The sequence below is a fragment of the Thermaerobacter nagasakiensis genome (genome assembly GCF_055396825.1).
Window position 1 is genome coordinate 1,891,476 of record NZ_AP043740.1, and the last position, 25,485, is coordinate 1,916,960.

The window sequence follows — 25,485 nt, forward strand, 5'->3', positions numbered from 1 at the left end:
TGCTTCTGAAGGCGGGCCTAAAAATCCGCCATACGGGCACATCGATGAAGTTCCTGGTGGCGGCTGCCGACGCCCAGTCGGGGGTCGCTGCTGGGGGTTAAGGGGCCGGGGCGATCTGCAATGGCATGCAGGCGTTGACCCTGACCCCGCGGAGGCCCATGGCCGTGGCCGGTTCGACTTGCACGCGCCGCTACGGCATGGGGTATGAACCTGCATGCGGGATGACCGTGTGCAGCGTAGCCCGCCCTGCGTGGGCCGGGTGGAGGAAGCAGGACGGCCTCCGGTTCCGGAGGGCCCCCGGGCCGGGAGGCTTGCTCTGAAACCCGGCCTGCTAAACGGGCTAGGAAGCACCGGGGAGCCGCCGGGGAAAACCCCTAGGCTGTTTCCCGCACGGGAAGGCACGCTGGGGATTACAGTGCGCGCTAAGTGGCAATCTAGCCCTGCCGGCGGCGACGCGGCAGGCTGGCCGCGCAAAGGGAAACCGCCGGGCCGGCGACGGCCCGGTCGGCCAGTGGGAAAGCCTGCTAGACCTCAAGCCGCAACGTTTACTCAGCGTGCTGCCACCCGCAGTGCTTTTGGCCTCGTGGCCAGCGCAGCCTTTCTGGCCCAGTGGATGCGATCCGCCTGGGCCGTTTGTTTCTATGTGCTCCATGGGAGCGTCGCTTCGCGCCGCTTCCGGCGCTTCCGGTGCGGGCCGGACGGGAACGGGTTGATGGAGGGATGGCCGGTTGGCGCGCGGTCAGGCCTCACGCTACACCCCGGGATGGAAGCGGGGCGTGGGGCTCGGTCTGCTCACCTTTGTGATCGCCCTCGTGACCTCACCCTTGTCGGAGTCGGCGGTTCGGGCCCTCAACCTGCCGCTGGCCGTCCTCATCGTGGTGGTGATCGTCGCCCTGGGCGTGGTGTTCGATATCATCGGCGTGGCGGCCACCGCCGCAGGCGAGGCCCCCTTCCACGCCATGGCGGCCAAGCGCAGGCCGGGTGCCCGGGCGGCGCTGGGCCTGGTGCGGCACGCCGACCGGGTCGCGGCCTTTGCCAACGACGTGGTGGGCGACGTGGCGGGGACCCTGTCGGGTGCCGCCGGTGCCGCGGTGGCGCTGCGGCTGGGCCAGTGGCTGGACGGCCTGGGGACGCACCTGGTGGTGGGGCCGCTGGTGCTGGCTCTGGTGGCAGGGATCATGGTGGGAAGCAAGGCGGCCGGCAAGGGCTTTGCCCTGCGCGAGCACCAGCGGATCCTGCTGACCCTGGGAACCCTGCTGGAGGGCATCGAGCGGCTGGCCCGGATCCGGTTGTACCCGGCCCCCCGCCGCACGCGCCGGCGGGCGCGGGAACTGGCCGGGCCGCGGAGGAAGCGAAAGGGTGGCCGGTCGCAGGCCATCGCGCAGGAGAAGGGGTGAGCCACGCTGGCCGAGATCCTCCCGCGGCTGCAAGGGCCGCAGGACCTCAAGGCGATGGATGAGGCCCAGCTCACGCAACTGGCGGCGGAGATCCGGCGGGTCATCATCGACACCGTAGCCCGGCAGGGCGGCCACCTGGGGGCCAGCCTGGGCGTGGTGGAGCTCACCCTGGCCCTGCACCGGGTCTTCGACAGCCCAAAGGATCGGATCATCTGGGACACCGGCCACCAGGCCTATCCCCACAAGCTGGTGACCGGCCGGTTCCACCGGTTCGCCACCCTGCGCCAGACCGGCGGTCTCAGCGGCTTCCTGAAACGGGACGAGAGCCCCCACGACATCGTCGAGGCAGGCCATGCGGGCACCTCCATCTCCCACGCCGTGGGCCTGGCCCGGGCCCGGGACCTGCGCGGGGAGAAGCATCACGTGGTGGCGGTCATCGGCGACGGCGCGCTGACCGCCGGCATGGCCTTCGAGGCGCTGAACCATGCCGGGCACCTGGGCACCGACCTGCTCATCGTCCTCAACGACAACTCCATGTCCATCGCCCCCAACGTGGGAGGCCTGGCCCGCTACCTCACCCAGATTCGCACCGATCCCGCCTACGAGCGCATGCGCGCGGAACTGGAACGGGTGCTGGAGCAGCTGCCCCGGGTCGGCAGCCAGGCGGTGCGCTGGCTCCAGCGCTTCAAGGACAGCCTCAAGTACCTGGTGGTACCCGGCATGCTCTTCGAGGCGCTGGGCTTCCGCTACATCGGCCCGGTGGACGGCTACCGGCTGCGGGATCTCATCCGGGTCCTGGAAAGCACGCGGTCCATGCGGGGGCCCGTCCTGGTCCACGTCATCACCCAGAAGGGCAAGGGCTACGCGCCGGCGGAGGGCGATCCGTGGACGTGGCACGGGCCGAGGCCCTTCAACCCCGCCACCGGCAAGATGGAGCCGGCCCGGCCGGGCGAGCCGCCCTCGTACACCAGCGTCTTCGCCCGGACCCTGGTGGAACTGGCCCGGAACGAGCCGCGCCTGGTGGCCATCACCGCCGCCATGCCCGACGGGACGGGGGTCGCCACCTTTGCCCGGGCCTTTCCGGAACGTGCCTTTGACGTGGGCATCGCCGAGCAGCACGCGGTGACCTTTGCGGCCGGGCTTGCCCTGGGCGGGCTCCGGCCGGTGGTGGCCATCTACTCCACCTTCTTGCAGCGGGCCTTCGACCAGGTGGTCCATGACGTGGGGCTGCAGCGCCTGCCGGTGATCTTCGCCATCGACCGGGCGGGCATCGTGGGCGCCGACGGCGAGACCCACCAGGGGCTTTACGACATCGCCTACCTGCGCCCGCTGCCCGGGTTCGTGCTCATGGCGCCCCGGGACGAGAACGAGCTGCAGCACATGCTCAAGACCGCCGTGGCCTACGAGGCCGGTCCGGTGGCGATCCGCTGGCCACGGGGCAGCGGGGTGGGCGTCCCGCTGGAGGAGCCGCGGGTTCTTCCCATCGGTCGGGCGGAACTGCTGCGCTCCGGCCGGGACGTGGCCCTCATCGCCTATGGACCCCTGGCCCATGCCGCCCTGAAGGCCGCCGGCCAGCTGGCCCAGGAGGGAATCCAGGCGGCGGTGGTCAACGCGCGGTTTGCCAAGCCCCTGGACGAGGCGTTGCTCTGCGACCTGCTGGCCACGACCCGCTGCGCCGTCACCATCGAGGAGCACGTGCTGGCCGGCGGGTTCGGCAGCGCCGTCCTGGAGATGGCGGCCCGGCACGGCCTGGATGCACGCATCCGGTGCCTGGGCGTGCCGGACCGGGTGGTCGAACACGGCGACCCGGCGCACTTCCGCACCCTCTTCGGCCTTACGCCAGAGGGCATTGCCAGGGCCGCCCGGGAGCTGGTGGGCGCCGCCGCCCCCAGGCGGCGCCGGGCCGGCGGATGACCGCGGGCCGGGACCACCGCGCCAGGGGAGGCCGGCCGGGGTGAGCCCGCGAGGGATACGGCTCGATCAGCTCCTGGTGGAACGCGGTTACTTTCCGACCCGGAACCGGGCTCGGGCCGCCATCCTGGCCGGGCGCGTGCGGGTCGAGGGCCAAGTGGTGGACAAGGCGGGGGCGGCGGTGTCGCCCGATGCCCGGATCGAGGTGGCGGGCGATCCCATCCCCTACGTCAGCCGGGGCGGGCTCAAGCTGGAGCATGCCCTGCGCGCCTTCGACCTGGAGGCGGCGGTGGCAGGGGTGGTGGCCGCCGACATCGGCGCCTCGACCGGGGGGTTCACCGATTGCTTGCTCCAGCATGGCGCCCGCCGGGTCTACGCCATCGACGTGGGGTACGGCCAGCTGGCCTGGCGGTTGCGCCAGGATCCCCGCGTGGTGGTGATGGAGCGGGTCAATGCCCGCTACCTGTCGCCCGGCGCCCTGCCGGAGCTCGTGGACCTGGTCACCGTGGACGTGTCCTTCATCTCCTTGCGCCTGATCCTGCCCGCCGTCCGGGGCATTCTGGTGCCGGGGGGCGGGGTGATCGCCCTCGTCAAGCCCCAGTTCGAGGCAGGCCCCGGCGACGTGGGCAAGGGCGGGATCGTCCGGGACCCGGCGGTCCACCGGCGGGTCCTGGCGGAGGTTGCCGCGGCGGCCGACCAGCTCGGGTTCACCCTGCTGGGTCTTGCCGCCTCGCCCATCCTGGGAGCCGACGGCAACCGCGAGTTTTTGGCCCTGTGGCGGGCCCCCGCGGGCAGTGATGCGGCGCCGCAAGCCGTCGTGCCCCCGGACGGCCCGGCCGCCGCTGCGGGGGTGAGGGTCGCCGGCCCGGTCCCCCGGGAGCCCGGCTCGGCGCTGGTCAGGGCGCTGGCCGGACGTGCCGAGCTGGCCGGGGAAGCCCGCCGCCGGCGCATCGGCGAGCTGGCCCCGTGAGCCCGCCCGGCGAACCGGCGGGCCGACAGGGACGGGCGGACCCGGCGGACCGACAGGGACGGGAGGACTCGACAGGGAAGACATATGCGCGACGGCGCGGCCTGGCGCCCGCACGCCCGGCCGCCGGGGCCGCCGGGCCACGGCCTCCGGGGATGGCGCCGGGGCTCGGTCCCCGGCCGCCGCGAGGCAGCGGGCCGCCGGAGCCGCCCCAAGCGCCAGGGGCAGGAGGTGGGGAGGGTGGCGCTGGAGCTTGACGGCATCTGGGCTCCGCTGGTGACCCCCTTCGCGGAGGATGAGGCGCTGGACCTGGAGGCGCTGGCGTTCAACGTGCAGCTCTACGGCCAGACGCCCCTGCGGGGCTACGTGGCCCTGGGTACCACGGGCGAGTTCGTCCACCTGAGCGACGAGGAGCGGGGCCAGGTGATCGAGACGGTGGTGCGGGCCGCGCGGGCCGATGGCCGGCCGGTGATCGCGGGGGTGGGCGGCCACGCCACCCGGGTGGCCATCGAGCAGGCGCGACGGGCAGCCGACGCCGGGGCGGCAGCCCTGCTGGTCTGGCCGCCGTTCTACTACAAGGCCCGGATGCAGGCCGAGGCCTTGATCGACTACTTCGCCGCCGTGGCCGACGCCTCGCCGGTGCCGGTCATCCTCTACCACATCCCGCAGAACACCGGGGTCAACCTGTCGCCGGCGGTGGTCGGCGAGCTGGCGGCCCATCCCAACATCGCGGGCATCAAGGACAGCAGTGGCCAGCCCGCCCAGACCATCGCCTTCCTGCGCGAGGGCGGGCCCCGCTTCCGGGTGTTCGTGGGGTCGACCACGGCCCTCCTGGCCGGCCTGGCCGCCGGGGCTGCCGGCGGCATCCTGGCGGCCGCCAACCTGGCTCCCTATGAATGCTGTGAGGTGTACGACCACGCCCGGGCGGGTCGCTGGGCCGAAGCGGCGGAGATCTACCGCCGGGTGGCGGCCGTGGACGAGATGGTGGCCGGCATGGGATTGGGTGCCCTGAAGGCGGTGCTGGACATGCTGGGTTATCGGGGCGGCCATCCCCGCCGCCCGCTGGTGCGTCCCGATGAGCCCCAGCTGGACCCGCTGCGCCTGCTCTTGCGGGAGCAGCGGCTTCTGGGATGCTGAGGCCGGGGGGGCAGCGCGACGGAACGCTGGCCGCCGGCAAGGAAAGCGTGGAGGCAGGCAAGGTGAACGGAGAACCAGCGGGTGGAGCAAGGGGCTCCGGGCAAGGGCCTGGTGCCGGGTACGGGCAGGGCGGCAGCGGGCGCACGTCCGGCGGGCCGGCGCCGCGGGCCGGGGGCGGTGCGGCGTCTGTCCCCGGGCCGGCGGCCGGTCCGGGCCGGTACAAGCCCGGGGCCGGCGCCGCCGGGCCGGCTCCGGCCGTGGCCCGGCTGGCAGCCCGCCTGGCTCGCCTCACCGAGGAGGCGCGCCCGGCCATGGAGGAGCTGCTGGCGGACCTGGTGAACCACGACTCCCCCAGCGACCACAAGCCCCTGCTGGACCGGCTGGCCGGCCGGCTCCAGGAGGAACTGATCCGCAGGGGAGCCCGGGTGCGGCGGATCCGCCAGGAACAGGCCGGCGACCACCTGGTGGCCCGGCTCTTCCCGGACGCCGGGACCCGCGGAGCCGCCGGGCCAGGAGGGGAGGCGGCCATGGCGGCCGGTTCGCCCGGCCCGGGGAGCCACCGCCGGAGGGGCGTCCTGCTCCTGGCCCACTACGACACCGTATGGCCCCCGGGGGAAGCGGCGCGGCGGCCCTTCCGCCGGGAGGGCGGGCGGGGCTACGGGCCCGGTGTCTTCGACATGAAGGCCGGGATCGTCATCGGCCTGGCCGCCCTGGAGGCGCTGGCGGCGCTCTGCGGGGCAGCAGGTGCGGATGGGGCCTTGGAGCCCCCGCCCGTGACCTTCCTCCTCACTTCCGACGAGGAGACGGGGAGCCGCACCTCCCGGACACTGATCGAGGAACTGGCCCGGCAGCACCAGGCGGTGCTGGTGCTGGAGCCGGCCGCGGCGGGGCGGCTGAAGACGGCCCGCAAGGGAGTGGGCGATTTCCGGCTGGTGGTGGAGGGCCGGGAAGCCCACGCAGGCAACGATCCGGACCGAGGCGTCAGCGCCGTGGAGGAACTGGCCCGGCAGATCCTGCGCCTGCACGCCTTGACCGATCCGGGCCGGGGCACCACGGTCAACGTGGGCGTGGTGCGCGGCGGCCTGCGCCCCAACGTGGTGGCCGGCTGCGCCGAAGCGGCCGTCGACGTGCGGGTTGCCACCCTGGACGAAGCCCGGCGCATTGAGGATCTCTTCCGCCGGTGGGAGGCGGTTCTCCCGGGAGCGCGGGTGCAGTTGCTAGGCGCTTTCGAGCGGCCGCCCATGGAGTTCACGCCGGGCAACCAGGCCCTGTTCCGGCGGGCCCAAGCGGTGGGACACCGGCTGGGGATGGACGTGGAAGGCACCGCCGTGGGCGGCGCCAGCGACGGCAACTTCACTTCCGCCCTGGGCGTACCCACTCTGGACGGGCTCGGTGCCACGGGCGACGGCGCCCACTCCCAGGATGAGCACGTGGATCTGGACGCGATGCCGCGGCGCGCGGCGCTGGTGGCGGGCCTGATCCTGGACCTGGGGGAGCGCCCCTTGGACGCCGGCGCCGGTTCAGGGCAGGACGGGACCCGATGACGATGGAATATACTGGATCTCGCGGGCCACTGCGCTGGGTGGGACTGTTCGCGACGAAACCGGCCGGTCAGGAAATGGCTGCCCGGCTCGCCCCCTGGCTTGACCGCCGCGGCGTGGCGGTGGTGCACCTGCCGGCGGCGGGGGTCGACGGGCCGCGGGAAACCCGGGGGTGGCCGGCAGAGGCGGGCGTGGTCGTCTCGTTGGGAGGCGACGGCACCTTGTTGCGGGCGGCGCGGGTGGTGCCGGCGGCGGTGCCGCTGCTGGGCGTCAACCTGGGCCGGGTGGGCTTTCTGGCCGAGGTGTCGCCCGCCGAGGTCTGGGACATGCTGCCCGCGGTGCTGGAGGGCCGGTTCGTCCTGGACGAGCGCCGCCTCCTGGAGGGGACGGCGGGCGGCCAGGACCTCTGGGCGGTGAACGACCTGGTGGTGCGCAGCGGGGCCACCGCGCGCCTCCTGCGCCTGCGCCTGACGGTGGACGGCCAGCTGGCGGCGGAGATGGCCGGTGACGGCGTGGTGCTGGCGACCGCCACCGGGTCGACGGCCTACGGGCTGGCGGCGGGCGGCCCGGCGGTGCCGCCGGACCTGGAATGCCTGGTGGTGGTGCCCCTCAATTCCTTCAGCCTGGGGGTGCGGCCGTTTCTGGTGGCCCCGCAACGGGCGGTGACGGTGGAACTGGTGGAAGGCGATGCGCTGGTGACGGCCGACGGCCAGGAGAGCCGCCCGCTGGCCGCCGGGCAGCAGCTCGTGGCCCGGCTGGGCCGCCGCACCCTGCGACTGGTACGGCGGAGCCCGTGGCCTTTCTATGAGGTCCTGCGGGCCAAGCTCTTTACCACGCCCGAAGGAGGGGGGCGCCGGTGAAGTCCAGGCGCCAGCGCCTGATCCTGGAGATCATCCAGACCATGCCCATCGAAACCCAGGAAGAACTGGTCCGGGAACTGGAACGGCGGGGATTCCCGGCTACCCAGGCCACCGTCTCCCGCGACATCAAGGAGCTGGGGCTGGTCAAGTCGCCCACGGGCGACGGCCGCTACTGTTACGCTTTGCCGGAGGCGGCACCCGGCGGGCGCGAGCGCCTGCGGCGGCTCTTCCGCGAGTCGCTGCTGGACATCGACGTCAGCGAGAACCTGGTGGTGGTGAAGACCCTTCGCGGCACCGCCGCCGCGGCGGGCGAGGCCATTGACCAGCTGGGCTGGACCGAGATCGTGGGCACGGTGGCCGGAGACAATACGGTGCTGGTGGTGGTCCGCTCGCGGGAACTGGCGCCGGCGGTGGCCGAGCGGTTCCGGGAGCTGGCCCGGTAGGGCGGAGCCGCCGAGAGCCGCCGGGCGTCGACGGGAGGGAGCCGGGTGCTGGCGGAGCTGGTGATCGAGAACATCGCGTTGATCGATACCGCCCACGTGGAATTCGGTCCCGGCCTCAACCTGTTGACCGGCGAGACGGGGGCGGGCAAGTCCATCCTGATCGACGCCCTGGGCCTCGCCCTGGGGGACCGGGCCAGCCCCGACCGGGTCCGCGAGGGTGCGGAATCCGGCCGGGTGGACGCCGTCTTTCACATCGGACGGGCCCCGGGCCCCCGGCTGGCGGCGGTCCTGGAGGAGGCGGGACTGCAGCCCGACGAGGACGGCCGGCTGATCCTGACGCGGGAGGTCAGCCGGGCCGGGCGCAGCACGGCGCGCATCAACGGCCGGCCGGTCACCACAGCCCTGCTGCGCCAGGTGGGAGCGCTGCTGGTGGAGGTTCACGGCCAGGGCGACAACCAGGCCCTGCTGGATCCCGACCAGCAGCTGGAGTGGCTGGATGCCCTGGGGGGCGGCGAAGTGGCGGCCCTGCGCGCGCAGCTGGCCGACAGGGTCGCGCGGCTGCGGGAACTGGCCGCCCGCCTGCGGCACCTGGCCGCGGACCCGCGGGAGCGGGAGCGCGAGCTCGACCTGCTGCGCTTTCAGCGCGACGAGATCGACGCCGCCCAGCTGGTGCCCGGCGAGGAGGACGAGCTGGCGGCCCGCCGGCGGCTGCTGGCTGGGGCGGAGCGGCTGGCCCGCCACCTGGGCGAGGCCTACGAGGCCCTGTACGCCGCCGGCTCCTCCGCCGCCGACCGGCTGGGCGAAGCAGCCCGGGCCCTGGAGGAAGCCAGCGCCATCGATCCCGCCCTGGCCGGCCTGGCCCAGCGGGTGCGGGGTCTGGAGTACGAGGTGGAAGAGGCGGCCCGGGACGTCCGGTCAAGGGCGGCGGCCGTCGAGTATGATCCCGACGCTCTGGCCCAGGTGGAGGAACGCCTGGCCCGCCTTCAGGACCTCAAGCGCAAGTACGGCGATTCCATCGAGGAGATCCTGGCCTACCGGCGCCAGGTGGCGGAGCGCATCGCCGAGCTGGAGGGCGCGGCCGAGCGGGTGGCCATGCTGGAAGCGGAACGGCAGCGGATCCTGGCCGAGGCGGCCGGCCTGGCGCGCCAGCTCCACCAGGCGCGCCGGGAGGCGGCCGGCCGGCTGAGCCGCCAGCTGCGACCCATCCTGGCCGCCCTGGGCATGCCGGGAGCCGGCTTGTCGGTCGCCTTCCAGACGGTCCCCGACCCGGCTGGTGTCCCCTGGGAGGGCGGCACGGTCCGCCTGACCGAAAGGGGCGTCGACCGGGTGGAGTTTTTGCTGGCGCCCAACCCGGGCGAGCCGCCCAGGCCCCTGGCGCGCGCCGCTTCCGGCGGCGAGCGGTCGCGGGTGATGCTGGCCTTGCGCAGCCTGCACGTGACAGCCGGAGAGGTGCCTACGGTGATCTTCGACGAGGTCGACACCGGCGTGGGCGGCGAGACGGCGTGGGCCGTGGGCCAGCGCCTGGCGGCCCTGGCACGGGCTCGCCAGGTCCTCTGCGTCACCCACCTGGCACCCATCACCGCCCTTGCCGACCGGCACCTGGCGGTCCGCAAGGAGACCCGCGGCGGGCGGACCCGCACCACGATCCGCACCCTGGCAGGAGAAGAGCGGCTGCAAGAGCTGGCCCGCATGCTGGGCACGGGTTCGGGCCAGGAGGGAACCGGGGCGGCGCGCCTGCTGCTGGAGCGCGCCCGGAAGCTTCGCCAGGCTGGATGAGCCGCCGGCCGGGGTCCGGCGCGGCGCGACCCTGCGCGGCGGGAACGGTCCCGCGCGGCGCGGACCCGCGCCCTCAACGCCGCGCCCGGGCCTGCCCCAGGGGTGCCCGACAAGGCGCCCGGCCCGGACGGCCCGGCCACCCGGCTTCCGGCTCCCCCGCCACGGCCCCCGCCGCGCCCGCCCCTTCACGCCGGCGCAAGCCCTTTGATCCCCAAGCGGGCCGCCCAGAGCGCCCGCGCGCGAAACTAAGGCGCGCCCGCGCGTCCAACGAAGGCCTGCGCGCACGGTGCCGGGCACGTTCTGCCCTGTGCACCGGCCGGGACGTCGAGGCCAGGGCTTCCCGGGCGTCGTGCCGCGAGCCGTGCCGCCCCCGTGCCGCCCCGCCCCACGCCGGCCCTCGCCCGGATCCGGCCGCGGTGGCGGCCCGGCCTGGGGGTGGTAGCCCGGGGCGCCGGCTTCCACCCCTTGCAACCTTTCCGTAACATCCGCCCGTGCCCTTCGCCCGACACTACCCCTGGGCGGCGTCCTGCTCCTTGGGGAGCGCCGCAGCCGCCGGCCGTTCCTTGACAAGCGGAACAACCGGCCGTTTCCTGCGTCGCCCGCTCTTTCCCCCGGGCGTAGCAGGATGCAGCGAAGGTCCCGGCAGGAGGCCACGGGGCACGACCCGGCCGCGCGCGGGGACGGGGTCCCTCCAGAAAAGGAGGGGATGCCCTTGCGCCCAGCGCGAGTCCGGAGGGCCGGGGTGTGGGGCGCGGCGGCGGCCGCGTTCCTCCTGGTACTGCTGGCCCGCTGGCAGGTGGCGATTCCCGGTCACGTCCGGCTCACGCCGGATTCGGTGCAGAAGCTCGGGCCTGGCCTTCCCATCCCCATCTCGGTGCGGGCCGAACCGCCCGGTGTGCTGGACGTGGGCGGGGGAACCGGCGGCACCACCCGCCTTCCCCTGTCGCTGGCGGCCCAGCGGCCCGGCGTGGCCCGCCTGGAGATGAGCCTCTTCGGGTGGATGCCCCTGCGGCCCGTCACCGTGGAGGTGGTGCCCCGGGTCGAGGTGGTTCCGGGGGGCCAGGCGGTGGGCGTGATGGTGCAGGCCCGTGGCGTGCTGGTGGTGGACTACGCGCCGGTGCCCCTGGACGGTGGCGGCACGGCGGAGCCGGCACGGCAGGCCGGGCTGAAACCGGGGGATCTGATCACCCGCATCAACGGCGAACCGGTGGACAGCGATGCCGAAGCCGTCCGGCTGATCGACCGGGCGGGCCGGCAGGGCGAACCGGTGGAGGTGGAGGTGCGGCGCGGGGACCAGGTGCTTACCCGCCGCATCGACCCGGTTTACAACCGGGACCAGCAACGCTTTGCCATCGGCGTCTGGGTACGCGACCGGGTGGCCGGGGTGGGAACCTTGACTTTCTACCATCCGGGCACCGGTCGTTACGCCGCCCTGGGTCACGTGGTGGCGGACCCGGAAACCCAGGTCCCCCTGCCCGTGGGTGACGGCCAGATCCTGCCCGCCCGGATCACGGCCATCGAGCCGTCACGGCGGGGCGATCCGGGGGAGAAGATCGGCGTGGTGCCGCCCGGGGCCACGGCCCTGGGAACCATCGACCGCAACACGCCCGTCGGCATCGCCGGCCGGCTGCTGGCCGAACCGCGCCCGGGACCCGTCCGCCACCCGATCCCGGTGGCCACGGCCGGCGAGGTCCATCCCGGGCCCGCCCAGATCTTGACCGTTCTGGACGGGGAGCAGCCGCGGGCCTTCCAGGTGGAGATCCAGCGGGTCACCGGCGCCGGAGACGGCCGCGACCTGGTGATCCGGGTGACCGATCCCGAACTGCTGGCCCGGACGGGGGGTATCGTCCAGGGCATGAGCGGCAGCCCCATTCTCCAGGACGGGCGCCTGGTGGGGGCGGTGACCCATGTCTTCGTCAACGATGCCACCCGCGGCTACGGGGTGCTGGCGGAGCGAATGCTGGAGCCGGCCGGCCTGGCAGGGCCGGCTGCAGCCCTCACCGCCCAGGGCGAGCTGCCGGCACCGGGCGGCGCGCAGGCGGTGCCCGCGGGGGTGCGGTGGGGACCGGCGACAGGCGCGGTGCCCGCGGCCAGGGCGGTGGAGGAACCGGTACCGAACGGCCTGGCGATGGCGCCGGGGCCGGGGTCCCTCAAGGGGTCCCGGCTTTCCGGCTTTTCATTCCACCCGCCGTTTGGGGCCGGGGCCGCCGGCCTGGGGGGAAGCGGGCCCTGGCCCCACAAACTCCCGGGACCCCGGCGAAGGTTATCCGTAACGCATGCTTTAAGTCGAACCGGCGCGGTGTCATGTCGGATTTCGTCGACAAGTTTTGTTGTCATTCCGGCAGGAGTTGCCAGGGCGGCTGACAAACACGATGAAGGACCCCGGGGATCCTGAAGGAGGCAGACGGAGGCATGGTGCAGGCCGCAACCGCTATGGCACAGCCGGCGCCCGCCCTGCCGGCGGAGCCGATTCGCGTCCTGATCGCCGATGACAACCGGGAGTTTTGCGAGCTCCTGGCCACCTACCTGGAACAGCAGCCGGACATGGAACTGGTGGGCATCGCTCATGATGGCCAGGACGTGGTGGAGCGGATCCAGTCCTCCGCACCCGATGTGGTCCTGCTGGACGTCATCATGCCCCACCTGGACGGCATCGGGGTTCTGGAGACCCTGGCGGCCATGGAGCTGCCACGCCGTCCCCAGGTCGTGATGCTGACGGCCTTCGGGCAGGAGTCCGTCAGCCGGCGGGTGGCGGAGCTGGGTGCCAGCTATTTTGTTTTGAAGCCCTTCGACCTGGACGTCCTGGCGGACCGCATCCGCCAGGTCGCGGGAGCCGGGCGGCAGCCTGCACGCCGGGCGCCTGCGCCGGCCCGGGACCGCAACCTGGAAGTCGAAGTGACGAACCTGCTCCACCAGATCGGGATCCCGGCCCACATCAAGGGGTATCTTTACCTCCGGGAGGCCATCCTGCGCGTGGTCCACCGGGTCGAGCTGCTCGGGGCCGTGACCAAGGAGCTCTATCCTTCCATCGCCGTCAAGTACGACACCACGCCCAGCCGTGTCGAGCGGGCGATCCGGCATGCCATCGAAGTGGCGTGGAACCGCGGCAACATGGACGTGGTGAACCGGCTCTTCGGACATACGGTGCATGCCGACCGGGGGAAGCCGACCAATTCGGAATTCATCGCCATGGTGGCGGACCGCCTGCGGATGAACATGAAGTAGCCCGCCAAGTAGCCCGCCAGAGCACGGCCGGCCAAGGAAAGGCAGGGCACCCCCTCCCGGCGGGGGCCCTGCCCTTTTCTTTCCCTCGTCGTTCCCGGCACCCCCCAGGCCTGCGATAACCGCCGGTGGATTTGGAAATATTCAGTGGCGGAACCGGTACGGGGAGGGCATCCCATGCGGGTGACCGGTCCGGCGCGGGTCGACCGGCGGACCAAGCGGCTGGTGCGGCGCCTCCGCCCGGGCGACATCGCCGTAGTGGCCCACCGGGACATGGACGAGGTGGCCGCCCGCTCGCTGGTGGACGCCGGTGTCCGTGCCGTCCTCAACGCCGAAGAAACCCTGACGGGCCGGTACCCCGCCACCGGGGCCGCCGTCCTGCTGGCGGCCGGCATTCCGGTCCTGGACGGCCTGGGGGAGGCCCTTTTGAACAGCATCCGCGACGGCGACCCCCTGCGGGTGGAGGAGGCCACCGTCTGGTGCGGCGACCGGTACCTGGGCCGCGGCACACCTCTGACCCGCCGGTACGTGGAGGAACGCATGGCCCGGGCCCGGGCCAACCTGGACCTGGAGCTGGCGCGGTTCCTGGAAAACACCCTGGAGCGGGCGCGCCGCGAGCGGGACCTGGTGCTGGAGCGCTGGGAACTGCCGCCCCTGCGCACCCGGCTCGAGGGGCGGCAGGTGCTGCTGGTGGCGCGGGGGCCAGCCTACCGGGAAGACCTGGCCGCCATCCGGCCCTACATCGAAGAGGTGCGGCCGGTGCTGATCGGCATCGACGGCGGCGCCGACGCCCTGCTGGCGGAAGGCTACCGCCCGGACCTGATCATCGGCGACATGGACAGCGTCTCCGACCGGGCCCTCTGCTGCGGGGCGGAGCTGGTGGTCCACGCCTACCCCGACGGGCGGGCCCCGGGGGCGGAGCGGCTTCGTTCCCTGGGGCTCCCTGCCGTGCGCTTCGCCGCGCCCGGAACCAGCGAGGACGCGGCCATGCTGCTGGCCTACCAGGCGGGGGCCGACCTGATGGTGGCGGTGGGCACCCACACCAACCTGGTGGACTTCCTGGACAAGGGGCGGGAGGGAATGGCCAGCACCCTGCTCGTGCGGCTGAAGGTGGGGACCCACCTGGTGGATGCCAAGGGCGTCAGCCGGATCTACCGCTCGCGGCTGACCGGCCGGCACCTGGCCCACCTGGTGGTGGCGGCCCTGGTTCCCGTCGCGGCCATGGTGGCCGTCTCCCCCTGGCTGCGCACCTGGCTGGAACTGGTCTGGCTGCAGGCGCGGGTGGCCCTGGGGTGGTGAGGGGCCACAAGCCCCCAAGGGACGGGGCCCCGGCCCGCATCTGGCGCCGGCATGGCGCGTCGACCGCCGCGTTGACCAAGGGAGGAAGCGTCGTGGGACGACCGGGTCCCCTGGGACTGCGATATCACCTGCTCACGTTGATGGCCGTGTTCCTCGCCCTGGGCGTGGGAATCTTCATCGGCGCGGGGATGCTGGACGACCGGACCCTGCTGGAGCGCCAGCAGGCCCTCATCCGTTCCCTGGAAGAGGACTTCGCCGCCCTGCGCCGGGACACCGCCCTCCTGCGCAGCGAGAACCGGCGCCTGAGCAGCGAGCTGGCCCGCTACGGTCAGGCCGAGCAGGCCCTGGCCTCCCTGGCGGTGGAGGGCCGGCTCACGGGCCGGAGGATCGCCCTGGTGGTGCTGGGCGAGGCCGAGGCGCCCCTGGCCCAGGAGGCGGCCCAACTGCTCCAGGCTGCAGCGGCCCGCCCGGGTGCCCGGCTGGTGGTCGACCCCGGCCTGGCGCAGCTGGCCGGCCGCTGGCCCGAGGTGGCGGCGGCTGCCCTGGGTACCCCGGGGGCGGGCCGGCAGCGCCTGGTCCAGGGTGTAGCCGGCGCCCTGGCGGAAGCGCTGGTCCAGGGTCCGAAGGCCGAGCCACCTGCAGGGGTGGCCGGGCTGGCGGCCGTGGGCGGCCTGACCTGGCAACCGGCCCCCGGCGACGGGCCGGCCCGGCCGGACGGGGTGGTCATCGTGCACGCGGCGGGTCACGAACCGGAAGCCATCCTGGGGCCCTTGCTGGAAGCCCTGCAAGGGGAAGGGCTCACCGTGGCCGGCCTGGCGGCCCCCGGCGGCCAGCGGGCCGCCGTGTACGCTGGTGCCGGGGTCCCGCTGGTGGAAGCCGGCTCGGCCGCAGCCCGGGTCACCCTGATCCTCACCCTGGCCGGCCAGCAGGACCGGCTGGAGGGTCTGGGGGTGGGCCGGTGAGTACGGCCCGCCCGGAGCTGGCGCGCCAGGAGCCGGCGGTGGAAGCGGTGGTGCCCGCCTACAACGAAGAAACCACGGTGGCGGAGACGGTTCAGGCCCTGGCCCGCTGTCCTGCCGTGGGTACCGTCTGGGTGGTGGACGACGGCTCCACCGACTCCACGGTCGCCCGGGCCGCGGCGGCGGGCGCCCGGGTCCTCCGGCTCGGGCGCCGCCGGGGCAAGGCCCAGGCCCTGCTGGCCGGAGCCGCCCGCACCCGGGCGCCGTGGCTGCTGTTTGCCGACGCCGACCTGGGCCCCTCGGCTGCTCGCCTGGCCGTGCTGGTGGAACGGGCCCTGGCGGGCCAGGCCGACATGCTCATCGCCGCCCCGCCGCGGCGGCCCGGACGCCACGGCCTGGGGGCTGCCGTAGGCCTGGCCCGCTGGGGGCTGGCCCGTCTGGGCGGCCGGGTGCTGGAGGCCCCCCTGTCGGGCCAGCGCATCCTGCGCCGCACCCTCCTCGAGCTGGTCCAGCCCCTCCCTCGGGGCTGGGGCATCGAGGTGGCCCTCACCCTGGCGGCGCTGCGGGCCGGCCTCTCGGTGGTCGAGGTGCCCGTCCCCATCGCCCACCGGGTCACCCGCATGGACCTGGCCGGCTTCCTGCACCGTGGCCACCAGCTGGTGCACATCGCCTGGACCCTGGCGGCTTGCGCCTGGCAGCACCCGGCAGCCCGGCGCCGGGGAGGGGTGGCGGCCCCGTGATGACCCCCGCCGAGCTGGGCTGGATCCTGGCCGTACCGGCGGCTGCGGCGGGGACCGCGGTGCTGGCCCTGGCCCTCCTGGAGCGCCTGGCCCGGGCCGGGCTGGTTCGTCCCAACTATCGTGGCCGGCCGGTGGTAACGGGGCTGGGGGTAGCCCTGGTGGCTGGTCCCCTGGCTGCGCTGGCCGTGGCCGCGGCCGTCACCGCGTGGGCGGCGACGCCCGGTTCCCGGCCCGGCCCGGACCTGCCCGCCTCCGCATCCCTGCCGGCCGCCTCGGTAGGAGTTCCTGCGCCCGGCGGCATCCCCTCGTCCCCTGGTCCCGCTGGCCCGGAACGGCGGGGCGAGGCCGCCGCCGGCGGCAGTGCGCCCGCCGCCGCCCCCGGGGAGATGGCGGCGGATCCCGCCGGCCCCCTGGCCCTCCTCCTGGCATCGGGTCCCTCCCTGCTGGGCCTGGTCGCCGCCACCGCCCTGGTCGGCCTGGTGGACGACCTGCTGGATGAGCCGGTGCGCGGCTGGCGAGGACACCTGGGCGCCGGCAAAGCCCTGACGGGAGGGCGCCTCAAACTGCTGATCCTCCCCCTGCTGGCCTGGACCCTGCTGCCCCCGGCTCCGGACCTGCCCGGGCGCGCGCTGGCGGCGGCCCTGGTGGCGGCCAGCGCCAACGGGATGAACCTGCTGGACCGGCGCCCGGGGCGGGCCCTCAAGGCCTTCTTTGCAGCCTGGCTGGCCCTGGCCGCTTCCCTGCCTGCCGCCGCCCTCGTCCTGTTGCCCGTGGCCGTGGCGGCCCTGGTTCTCCTTCCCCTGGACCTGGGCGAGCGGGCCATGCTGGGCGACGCCGGCAGCAACGCCCTGGGGGCTGCCCTGGGCTGGGCGCTGGCCGCCCTCGCGCCGGCCGGCACCCAGGCCGGGATGCTGGTGGGGCTGGCGGCTCTGCATCTGGCCGGTGAATTCCATTCCCTCAGCCGCCTGATCGACGCCCTGCCGCCCCTGCGCTGGGCCGACCGGCTGGGCACCCAGTCCCTTTCGTCCCCAACCCCACAAGGATCTTCCTGGCCGAAAGAGTAATCTTGCTGGGGATACGGTACGCGCCGCTTGACGAAAGGGGTCGGAGGCCTGGAGGCCGTCCCGAACCGCGAGCCCGGCGCCGCTGGACGGCGGCGGGTACCCGTCCCGGGACGGCCCTTCCTTGTGCCCGCCGTGCCCGCCGCCTGCCGCGGCGGCAGCCCGGGACCGCGGGTCACCGGCCCAGGATGCCGGCCCATATGCTGGGAGGGAACCACTCAGGGGGATGACGTCACGGGGGGATGCGCGTGTCCGTCTTCGAGGCCATGGCGGCTGGCGGCCACCGGCAACTGGTCTTCTGTTATGACCCGGCGGCCGGGTTGCGGGCGATCATGGCCGTCCACGATACCACGCTAGGCCCCGGCCTCGGCGGCTGCCGCATGTGGCCCTATGCCGGCGAGGAGGAGGCGATGGAGGACGCCCTGCGCCTGAGCCAGGGGATGACCGCCAAATCCGCCCTGGCCGGGGTGAACTACGGCGGCGCCAAGGTGGTCATCTGGGGCGACCCGGGACGGGACAAGAGCGAGGCCCTGTTCCGGGCGCTGGGCCGGTTCGTCCAGACCCTGGGCGGGCTGGTGATCACCGGCACCGACGCCGGCACGAACCCCGAAGACTTCGTCGCCGCTCACTGGGAAACCCCGTACCTGGTCGGCCTGCCGCCTGCCTACGGAGGAAGCGGGGACAGCTCGGAGACCACCGCGTACGGGGTGTTCGTGGGCATCCGGGCCTGCCTGGAAGAGGTATACGGCGACGGCGATCTGAGGGGGCGTCGTGTCGCGGTCCAGGGCTGCGGCAAGGTCGGCGGCAAGCTGGTGCGCCGGCTGGCCGAGGCGGGGGCGGAGGTCACCGTCACCGACGTCGACGGGGAGCGGGCCCGGGCGGTGGCGCGGCGGCATGGTGCCCGGGTGGTGGAACCCGGCGCCATCTACGACGTGCCTTGCGACGTCTTCGCACCTTGCGCCCTGGGCGGGGTGATCAACGACCAGACCATCCCCCGCCTTCGCTGCCGGGTGGTGGCGGGGGCGGCCAACAACCAGCTGGCCGAGCCGCGCCATGCGGCGGCCCTGCAGGACCGGCAGATCCTCTACGCGCCGGATTACGTGGTCAACGCGGGCGGCCTGATCCAGGTGGCCGACGAGCTGGACGGTTACGACCGGGACCGGGTCATGCGCAAGACCGCTGCCATCGGCCCCATGCTGCGGGCCATCTTCCGGATCGCCCGGGAACGCTCCATCACCACCCTGGAGGCCGCGGAATGGATGGTCCGGCGGCGGCTGGCGGGGGCCGCTGCCCTGCGCACGTTCTACCGGCCGGGGGACGGCCCGGAGCCCGGCGGCCCGCCCCCGGCGGGCGGCGAGGCGCCCCGCTGAGTCCGGCCGGAAAGGAGCGAGAGCCTTGGTGTTCGACAAGCTGGAAACCATGGGCCACGAGCAGGTGGTGTTCTGCTACGACCGGGCCACGGGGCTCAAGGCGATCATCGCCATCCACGACACCACCTTGGGTCCCGCCCTGGGCGGCTGCCGCATGTGGCCCTACGCCAGCGAGGAGGAGGCCATCGTCGACGCCCTGCGCCTGGCCCGCGGCATGACCTACAAGAACGCGGCCATGGGGCTCAACTTCGGCGGCGGCAAGAGCGTCGTCATCGGCGATCCCCGGCGGGACAAGTCGGAGATGCTGTTCCGCGCCTTCGGCCAGTTCGTCGAGTCCCTGGGCGGCCGGTACATTACCGCGGAAGACGTGGGCACGGGCACCGAGGACATGGCCTACGTGGCCATGGAGACGCGGCACGTGGTGGGCCTGCCCGGCCGTTCGGGCGACCCCTCGCCGGCCACCGCCTACGGGGTCTTCCGGGGCATGAAGGCCTGCCTGGGAGAGGCCTTCGGCGACGAATCCTTCCAGGGCCGGGTGGTGGCGATCCAGGGAATGGGCCACGTGGGCTACCACCTGGCCCGGCTTCTCCATGAGGCCGGCGCCCGGCTCGTGGTCACGGACATCGATCCCCAGCGCGCCCAGCAGGCCGCCCGCGAATTCGGCGCCGAGGTGGTGGAACCCGACGCCATCTACGGCGTGGAGTGCGACGTCTTCGCCCCCTGCGCCCTGGGCGCCATCCTCAACGACCAGACCATCCCCCGCTTGCGCTGCCGGATCGTGGCCGGGTCCGCCAACAACCAGCTGGCGGAACCCCGTCACGGGGAAGAGCTGGCCCGGCGAGGCATCCTCTACGCGCCCGATTACGTGATCAACGGCGGCGGCGTGATCCACGTGGCCGACGAGTACACCCCCGGCGGCTACGACCGGGACCGGGCCTACGCCCGGGTGGCGACCATCTACGACAAGGTGAAGGCGATCCTCACCATGGCCCGGGAACAGGGCATCACCACGGCGGAAGCCGCCGACCGGCTGGCGGAGCAGCGCATCCACGCCATCGCCCGGCTGCGCCGGCTGCACATGCCCGGTCGCGGGCCGCGCTGAGCCGGGCTCCGGCCGCCTTGACGGGGCCGGCTGCCGGGAAGGCACCGGGCAGGCCCCGGCCTGCGACTCCGGAGGGGCCGGCTCCGGCGGGAGGAACGCGGCACCTCCCCGGCGAAAGCGACGGGGACCCAGGGAGGAGACGTGGGGATGGCAGCAGAGCCACCATCGCGCGGCGGAACCCGGGCGGCCGGCGGCCGGCCCGGGCCGGCCAGCCGGGTCGGGCGGGGGCCGGCGATCCGCCCGGCGGTCCGCCGCTCCGACATTGAAGACCTGCTCTCGCGCCTGCCGGGCGTCCTGGCGGTCCGCCTCTCGGTGAACGATTGGGGCGCCATCCAGACCGTCCACGTGCTGGCCACGGTGGACCGGAGCGCCAAGCAGATCGTTCGCGACATCGAAAGCGCCTTGCAGGCCCGGTTCGGCCTGCGGCTCGACCACAAGAAGGTCAGCGTGGCCCAGGTGCGTGGCCTGGGGCCGCTGCGGGAGCCCGTGCGGCCCGAGCTGGCCGGGTTCGTCACCCAGTCCGATGCGGTGACGGGCAAGACCCGCATCGAGGTCACCTTCCGCGATCCCCGGGATGAAACGGCCCGCTGGGACGGCGCTGCCACGGGCGGGTCGCGGCGCAAGCAACAGGCGCACACCGCCTTGCTGGCGGTGCTGGACGCCCTGCGCCCGCTGCTGCTGGCCCCCGAGCGGGACCTGGAACTGGTGGACTGCGAGCTTTTGACCCTGGCCGGCCAGGAACTGCTGGTGGGCCTGTATGCCCTGCCCAATGCCCGGACGGGCGAGGCGACCCACCTGGCGGGGGCGGCCCCCCTGGCGGGCGGCGTGGTGGAGGCCGCGGCGCGGGTCTTCCTTGAGGTGTATGAGCAGTTGCTGGAGATGCGGGACCGGCGGGTACGCCAGTCGCCGGTCTACCGCCTGCTGGAGCTGGGGCGCCAGATGCGGGCCCAGATGGCCGCAGAACGGGCAGCGGCCCGGGGGACCGCAGCTGGGGAGCCCGGCGGCGAGGGAGAAGCGCCCGCCGGGTATGCGGCGGACCAGGGGACCCCGGGGCAGGCCGCTCCCCCGTTCCCGGCGGCCGGGGAAGGGGACGATGAACCCCTGAACCTGGAGGCCACCGCCGAGGCGGCGGTCACAGCGGACGCGGACGACGGCGACCCCGAGCTGCATCTGGAACAGGGCGGGGAGGAAGAGCAAGGGGAGGACCGCTAGCCGGATGGCGGCTCCGGCTGACCGGCCCCGGGCCGGGGCCGGGAGGCGCCCCGCCGTGGTGGCACCTGGCCTGGGGCGCCACGGGCGGCCGGCACGAGGCGCGACCTGGAGTCAAGAGCCCCTCCCGGCCTTCCGGTGCCCGCCTCGGTCCGGCCCCTGCACCAGGCGCGGGCCGGAGCCCGCCACCTCGCCGGTCTCTCGCACCCGGCTCCGGGACCCCTCCCGGGGCCGTGTCTTTGGGCGGGACGGGGAGGGAGGGAGCGGCGCCCTTGCTGCACACCCTCTGGGGTACGGTGGAACGGGTACTGGCCTCCACGCCCAGGCGCCAGGAGCTCCTGGTGCGGGCCGGCGAGGAATGGCGGCGGGCCATCGCCTTCCCCGACCTGGTCGGCAAGGCCGAGCCCGGCGACCGGGTCTGGCTCAACACCACCGCGGTGGACCTGGGACTGGGCACGGGCGGCTACGACCTGGTCATCGCCATTCCCGGGCGGCGCCCTCCGCCCGGCACGGGCGAGGCCATGAAACTGCGATACACCCCCCTGCAGGTGCGGGTGGAGGCCGCGGAAGAGCGGCTGGGCCCCCTTCCCGGCGGCCTGGGTGGCTTGCCCGTGGTGGCCGCGGAGTTGCACAGCCAGCTGCCGGCCGTGCTGGCGGGATGGCGGTGGGCGGGAGGACAGGGCGGCGCGGTCTACGTCATGACCGACGGCGGTGCCCTGCCGGCGGCTTTCAGCCGGCTGCTGGAGGATTTGCGGGAGCGGCGGTGGCTGGCGCGGGTGGTCACCGCCGGACAGGCCTTCGGCGGGGACGACGAGGCCGTGCACCTGGCCTCCGCCCTGCTGGTGGCCCGGGCACGGGGAGCCGCCCTGGTGGTGGCGGGGATGGGGCCGGGCATCCTGGGGACGGGGGAGACCCTGGGCCATTCGGGGCTGGACCAGGCCTGGATCCTGGGTCTGGCCGCCGCCCTGGGCGGCCAACCGGTTCTGGTCCCGCGGCTCAGCCAGGCCGACCGCCGGCCGCGGCACCGGGGCCTCAGCCACCACACGGCGGGCGTTTTGGGGGTCCTGGCGGCTCCGGCCTGGCTTGCCCTCCCGCGGCCCCTGCCACGGGAGGCCGCCCGCCGGCTGGGGCAGCTGGCGGCCGGGGCCGCCGTGACACCGGTCGAGGTCTTCACCGCGCCGGCCGCCGCCTGGTGGCGGGCTCAGGGCGCCAGCGTCACCAGCATGGGCCGGGGTCCCGGCCAGGACCCCGCCTTCTTCCACGCCGGGCTGGCGGCCGGGATCCTGGCCGCCTGGCTGGCACGGCAGCGAGAGGGCGGCGGTCCGGCCCGGCCCGCCCACCACCCAGGAGAGGAGGCGGCCTGTGGAGACACCCCTGGAGACGGAAACCGTCTGGAACGGCAGGATCTTTGAGGTGCGGCGCAGCCGGGTCCGCCTGGAAGGCGGCCAGGAGGCCCTTCGGGACTGGATCGACCATCCGGGCAGCGTGGTGGTGGCAGCCGTGACGGCGCGCCGGGAGGTCCTCCTGGTGCGGCAGTACCGCCTGCCCGCCGGGCAGGAACTCTGGGAGCTGCCGGCCGGCCGCCGGGAACCCGGGGAAGACCCCCTGGCGGGAGCCCGGCGGGAGCTGGAAGAGGAGACGGGCCTCCGCGCCCGGACCTGGCGCCTGCTGGCCCGGTTCTACGCCTCGCCGGGGTACAGCAGCGAGTACAAGTGGCTGTTTCTGGCCCAGGACCTGGAGCCGGGCCACCGCCACCCCGATCCCGACGAGGAGATTGCGGTCCGGGCGGTGCCTCTGGCCGAGGCCCTCGCCATGGCAGAGCGCGGGGAGATCGCCGATGCCAAGACCTTGATCGGCCTGCTGCTCCTGGAGCGGGGCGGCCTTCTGGCCGAATCCGCCCCGGAGCAGCCGTGAGGGCCGAAATGGGCGGGAGCGGCCGTTCCGGCGCGGGACGGCCCGGCGTGGCCGGCCAGGTCCCGGGGGCCGTCGAGGCTACGGGCCGGTCCGGCCCCCCGCCCCCCGCCAGCCGGGCCCTCCCGCCTGCCAGACCGGGTCACATGGACAGGACGCCCGGCGCATAGGGTGATAGGGACCGGCCGGGGACGTCCGGCTGCGGGAGGGCGGCATCCCATGCTGCAGTACCTGCCCCGAGCTCTGGCCCTCACCCTGCGGCAGCACCAGGCGGCACTGGTCCTGGCGGCGCTGATCCTGGTGGTGGGCATCGTCACCGGTGCCCTGCACGTGGCCCAGCTGGACGCGGGGCAGCAGGCCCAGGTAGGCCAGTACCTGGACTACCTGCTGGCGACGGCGGCCGCAGGCCCCGCGGACGGAGGGTCGGGGGCCGGCGCCGCCCCCGGCCCTGCCGGGCCGGGAGGGGGCAGCCCGACCGCCAGGGCCTGGCCGGGTTCCTCCCTGCCGTGGCAGGCGGCGGGCAGCAACCTGCGCCAGGTGGTCCTGGCCTGGGGGGCGGGCTGCCTGGTGCTCGGCCTGCCCGTGACCCTGGGCATGCTCTTCCTGCACGGGTACAGCCTGGGCTTTGCCGTCGGGGCCCTGGCCGCCCACTGGCAATGGCGGGGCCTGGTCATCGCCCTGGCCGGCATCTTCCCACCCAACCTGTTGCAGGTCCCTGCTCTCCTGGTGGTGGCCGCCGCCGCCACCCGCCTGGCGGTGCAGGTGGCCGCCAGCCGCTGGCGCCGGGCCCTGCCGGCCCTGGATTCCCCCTGGTCGCCCTATGTGGCCCTTGGCCTGGTGGCGGTCGTCCTGGCCACCGGCTCCGGGCTCGTGGAAGCTTACCTAGCCCCCCGCCTGCTGGCCTTGGCCCAGCGCCTGGCCTTCTGACCCCGTCGTCCGGCCTCGCGACCCGCCCAAGCGGCCCGCAGGCCGGCCTCCCGGCCCTGCCGCGCCCCCTGGCCACCCGCGGAGAGGGGCCCCTGCCCGGCGGGCGGGTCAGGGGAAGACGCCGGCTGCACCCTGGCCCGGTCCGGCCGGGCAAGCGGCCACCCCTTCACCGCCCGGTATCGCCCGGGTGGACCTCACCCCGCCGCAGGCGGGCCGGGTCCGCCTGCCGGCCTTTACCTTGCCGGCAGCACCTGGCTGTGCTACCATCGCGTCGCAGTCAGGCCGTGGACGGGCCTGACCGCCCGGCCGCGGGATCACCGGCGCTGGGGGCAGGGTCCCGGGGCAGGGTCCTGGCCGGGTCCGGCGGCTTCCCTGCCGGGTGGGCCGGGTTCGTCCGCAGGTCAAAGGCGGGTTCCTGCCGCCGCCCGGACAGGGGCGCGGCGGGCCGGAAACCCGGTCCAGCGGGAGGCGCAGCAGCATGCCCGTCGTGATTGGCGTACCGCGGGAAATCAAGAGCAACGAGAACCGGGTGGCCCTGACGCCGGCCGGCGTCCACGCCCTGGTCCGGGAGGGCCACACGGTCTGGGTGGAACGGGGTGCGGGCGAGGGCAGCGGCTTCTCCGACGACGACTACGCCCGCGCCGGAGCCCGGCTGGCCCCCGAGCCCGAAGCGGTTTGGGAGAATGCAAGCCTGATCCTCAAGGTCAAGGAGCCCCTGCCCGAGGAATACCGGTTCTTCCGGCCCGGACTGACCCTCTTCACCTACCTGCACCTGGCGGCGGACGAGCCCCTGACCCGGGCCCTGCTGGACCGCGGCGTGACGGCCATCGCGTACGAGACGGTGCAGCGGCCCGACGGCTCGCTGCCGCTTTTGACCCCCATGAGCGAGGTGGCCGGCCGCATGGCACCGCAGGTGGGGGCCCACTTCCTCGAGAAGGTGCACGGCGGCCGGGGCGTGTTGCTGGGCGGGGTGCCCGGCGTGCCGCCGGCCGACGTGGTGATCATCGGCGGCGGCACCGTGGGGCGCAACGCCGCCCGCATCGCCCTGGGGCTGGGAGCCCGGGTCACCGTGCTGGACGTCCGGGCGGAGGTGCTGCGCTGGTTTGACGACATCTACGGCGGCCGCATCACCACCCTGATGTCCAACGAGTACAACGTGGCCCAGGCCGTGCGGCGGGCCGACCTGCTGATCGGGGCCGTGCTGATCCCGGGGGCCCGGGCACCGCGCCTGGTTTCGGAGGAAATGGTCCGGTCCATGAAGCCGGGGTCGGTGATCATCGACGTGGCCGTCGACCAGGGCGGTTCCATCGCCACCATCGACCGGGTCACCACCCACGACCACCCCACGTACGAAAAGTTCGGGGTCGTCCACTACGCCGTGGCCAACATGCCCGGGGCGGTGCCCCGGACGTCTACCCTGGCGCTGACCAACGTCACCCTGCCTTACGTCCTGGACCTGGCCCGGCTGGGGGTGGAGGAGGCCGTACGCCGGGATCCTGCCCTGGCCCGCGGGGTGAACACCTACCGGGGGCACCTCACCTACCGGGCGGTGGCGGAGGCCCACCAGCTGCCCTACACCCCCCTGGCCGAAGCCGGCCTGGAACCTGCAGCAGGCGCCGCGGGCACGCGGTGAGCCGGCGCCCGGTGCCTCGG

The 25,485-nt window shown here is 74.1% G+C and carries 21 protein-coding genes; all 21 read left to right on the forward strand.

What is annotated here, in order from left to right; all coding sequences use genetic code 11:
• The first annotated feature begins 728 nt into the window (after positions 1-728).
• The 21 genes from ACZ5T9_RS08050 (at position 729) to ald (ending at position 25,465) form a co-directional block, all read left to right on the forward strand.
• Positions 729-1,397, forward strand: a complete 669-nt coding sequence (locus ACZ5T9_RS08050; RefSeq protein WP_464832555.1) for a hypothetical protein — start codon at positions 729-731, stop codon at positions 1,395-1,397.
• Between the two features lie 54 nt (positions 1,398-1,451).
• A complete protein-coding gene (dxs, locus tag ACZ5T9_RS08055) occupies positions 1,452-3,311 on the forward strand; it encodes a 1-deoxy-D-xylulose-5-phosphate synthase (protein WP_051009334.1) in 1,860 nt (619 codons plus the stop codon).
• A 40-nt stretch (positions 3,312-3,351) separates the two neighbouring features.
• Entirely contained in the window at positions 3,352-4,278 is a 927-nt protein-coding gene (locus ACZ5T9_RS08060; RefSeq protein WP_464832556.1) for a TlyA family RNA methyltransferase, read from the forward strand.
• 237 nt (positions 4,279-4,515) lie between these two features.
• Positions 4,516-5,412, forward strand: coding sequence for a dihydrodipicolinate synthase family protein (locus ACZ5T9_RS08065; RefSeq protein WP_006904784.1), 897 nt, complete (start codon positions 4,516-4,518; stop codon positions 5,410-5,412).
• A gap of 62 nt (positions 5,413-5,474) precedes the next feature.
• Positions 5,475-6,956: a M20 family metallopeptidase gene (locus ACZ5T9_RS08070; protein WP_464832557.1), complete on the forward strand. Its 1,482-nt coding sequence runs from the start codon at positions 5,475-5,477 to the stop codon at positions 6,954-6,956.
• The gene (locus ACZ5T9_RS08075; protein WP_006904786.1) at positions 6,953-7,813 is read left to right on the forward strand and encodes an NAD(+)/NADH kinase; all 861 of its coding nucleotides are present in this window, start codon (positions 6,953-6,955) and stop codon (positions 7,811-7,813) included. The genes ACZ5T9_RS08070 and ACZ5T9_RS08075 overlap by 4 nt, the downstream gene beginning before the upstream one ends.
• Positions 7,810-8,256, forward strand: coding sequence for an arginine repressor (argR, locus tag ACZ5T9_RS08080; RefSeq protein WP_006904787.1), 447 nt, complete (start codon positions 7,810-7,812; stop codon positions 8,254-8,256). Before ACZ5T9_RS08075 ends, argR begins: the two co-directional genes overlap by 4 nt.
• Positions 8,257-8,301: 45 nt before the next feature.
• Positions 8,302-10,032 carry a DNA repair protein RecN gene (gene recN, locus ACZ5T9_RS08085; RefSeq protein ID WP_464832559.1) on the forward strand — a complete coding sequence of 577 codons (1,731 nt, stop codon included), beginning with the start codon at positions 8,302-8,304 and terminating at the stop codon, positions 10,030-10,032.
• Positions 10,033-10,744: 712 nt separating this feature from the next.
• A complete protein-coding gene (spoIVB, locus tag ACZ5T9_RS08090; RefSeq protein WP_464832561.1) occupies positions 10,745-12,427 on the forward strand; it encodes a SpoIVB peptidase in 1,683 nt (560 codons plus the stop codon).
• A 17-nt stretch (positions 12,428-12,444) separates the two neighbouring features.
• Positions 12,445-13,257: a sporulation transcription factor Spo0A gene (spo0A, locus tag ACZ5T9_RS08095; RefSeq protein ID WP_006904790.1), complete on the forward strand. Its 813-nt coding sequence runs from the start codon at positions 12,445-12,447 to the stop codon at positions 13,255-13,257.
• Positions 13,258-13,431: 174 nt separating this feature from the next.
• The gene (steA, locus tag ACZ5T9_RS08100; protein ID WP_006904791.1) at positions 13,432-14,553 is read left to right on the forward strand and encodes a putative cytokinetic ring protein SteA; all 1,122 of its coding nucleotides are present in this window, start codon (positions 13,432-13,434) and stop codon (positions 14,551-14,553) included.
• Positions 14,554-14,645: 92 nt separating this feature from the next.
• A complete protein-coding gene (locus ACZ5T9_RS08105) occupies positions 14,646-15,515 on the forward strand; it encodes a copper transporter (RefSeq protein ID WP_464832562.1) in 870 nt (289 codons plus the stop codon).
• Entirely contained in the window at positions 15,512-16,252 is a 741-nt protein-coding gene (locus ACZ5T9_RS08110) for a glycosyltransferase family 2 protein (protein WP_006904793.1), read from the forward strand. The genes ACZ5T9_RS08105 and ACZ5T9_RS08110 overlap by 4 nt, the downstream gene beginning before the upstream one ends.
• Positions 16,249-17,316 (forward strand): hypothetical protein, encoded by a 1,068-nt coding sequence (locus ACZ5T9_RS08115; RefSeq protein WP_051009335.1) that lies wholly within the window; start codon positions 16,249-16,251, stop codon positions 17,314-17,316. Before ACZ5T9_RS08110 ends, ACZ5T9_RS08115 begins: the two co-directional genes overlap by 4 nt.
• Before the next feature lie 245 nt (positions 17,317-17,561).
• Positions 17,562-18,683, forward strand: a complete 1,122-nt coding sequence (locus tag ACZ5T9_RS08120; protein WP_464832563.1) for a Leu/Phe/Val dehydrogenase — start codon at positions 17,562-17,564, stop codon at positions 18,681-18,683.
• Positions 18,684-18,708: 25 nt separating this feature from the next.
• Complete coding sequence (locus ACZ5T9_RS08125) at positions 18,709-19,785, forward strand: Glu/Leu/Phe/Val dehydrogenase dimerization domain-containing protein (RefSeq protein ID WP_006904796.1); 1,077 nt, start codon at positions 18,709-18,711, stop codon at positions 19,783-19,785.
• A 147-nt stretch (positions 19,786-19,932) separates the two neighbouring features.
• On the forward strand, positions 19,933-20,997 hold the full coding sequence (locus ACZ5T9_RS08130; RefSeq protein ID WP_464832564.1) for a hypothetical protein: 1,065 nt from the start codon (positions 19,933-19,935) through the stop codon (positions 20,995-20,997).
• A 269-nt stretch (positions 20,998-21,266) separates the two neighbouring features.
• Positions 21,267-22,406 carry a DUF3866 family protein gene (locus ACZ5T9_RS08135; protein WP_006904798.1) on the forward strand — a complete coding sequence of 380 codons (1,140 nt, stop codon included), beginning with the start codon at positions 21,267-21,269 and terminating at the stop codon, positions 22,404-22,406.
• Entirely contained in the window at positions 22,357-22,908 is a 552-nt protein-coding gene (locus ACZ5T9_RS08140) for an NUDIX hydrolase (protein WP_006904799.1), read from the forward strand. The genes ACZ5T9_RS08135 and ACZ5T9_RS08140 overlap by 50 nt, the downstream gene beginning before the upstream one ends.
• A gap of 216 nt (positions 22,909-23,124) precedes the next feature.
• A complete protein-coding gene (locus ACZ5T9_RS08145) occupies positions 23,125-23,832 on the forward strand; it encodes a stage II sporulation protein M (protein ID WP_006904800.1) in 708 nt (235 codons plus the stop codon).
• A gap of 478 nt (positions 23,833-24,310) precedes the next feature.
• On the forward strand, positions 24,311-25,465 hold the full coding sequence (gene ald / locus ACZ5T9_RS08150; protein ID WP_006904801.1) for an alanine dehydrogenase: 1,155 nt from the start codon (positions 24,311-24,313) through the stop codon (positions 25,463-25,465).
• Positions 25,466-25,485 lie beyond the last annotated feature (20 nt).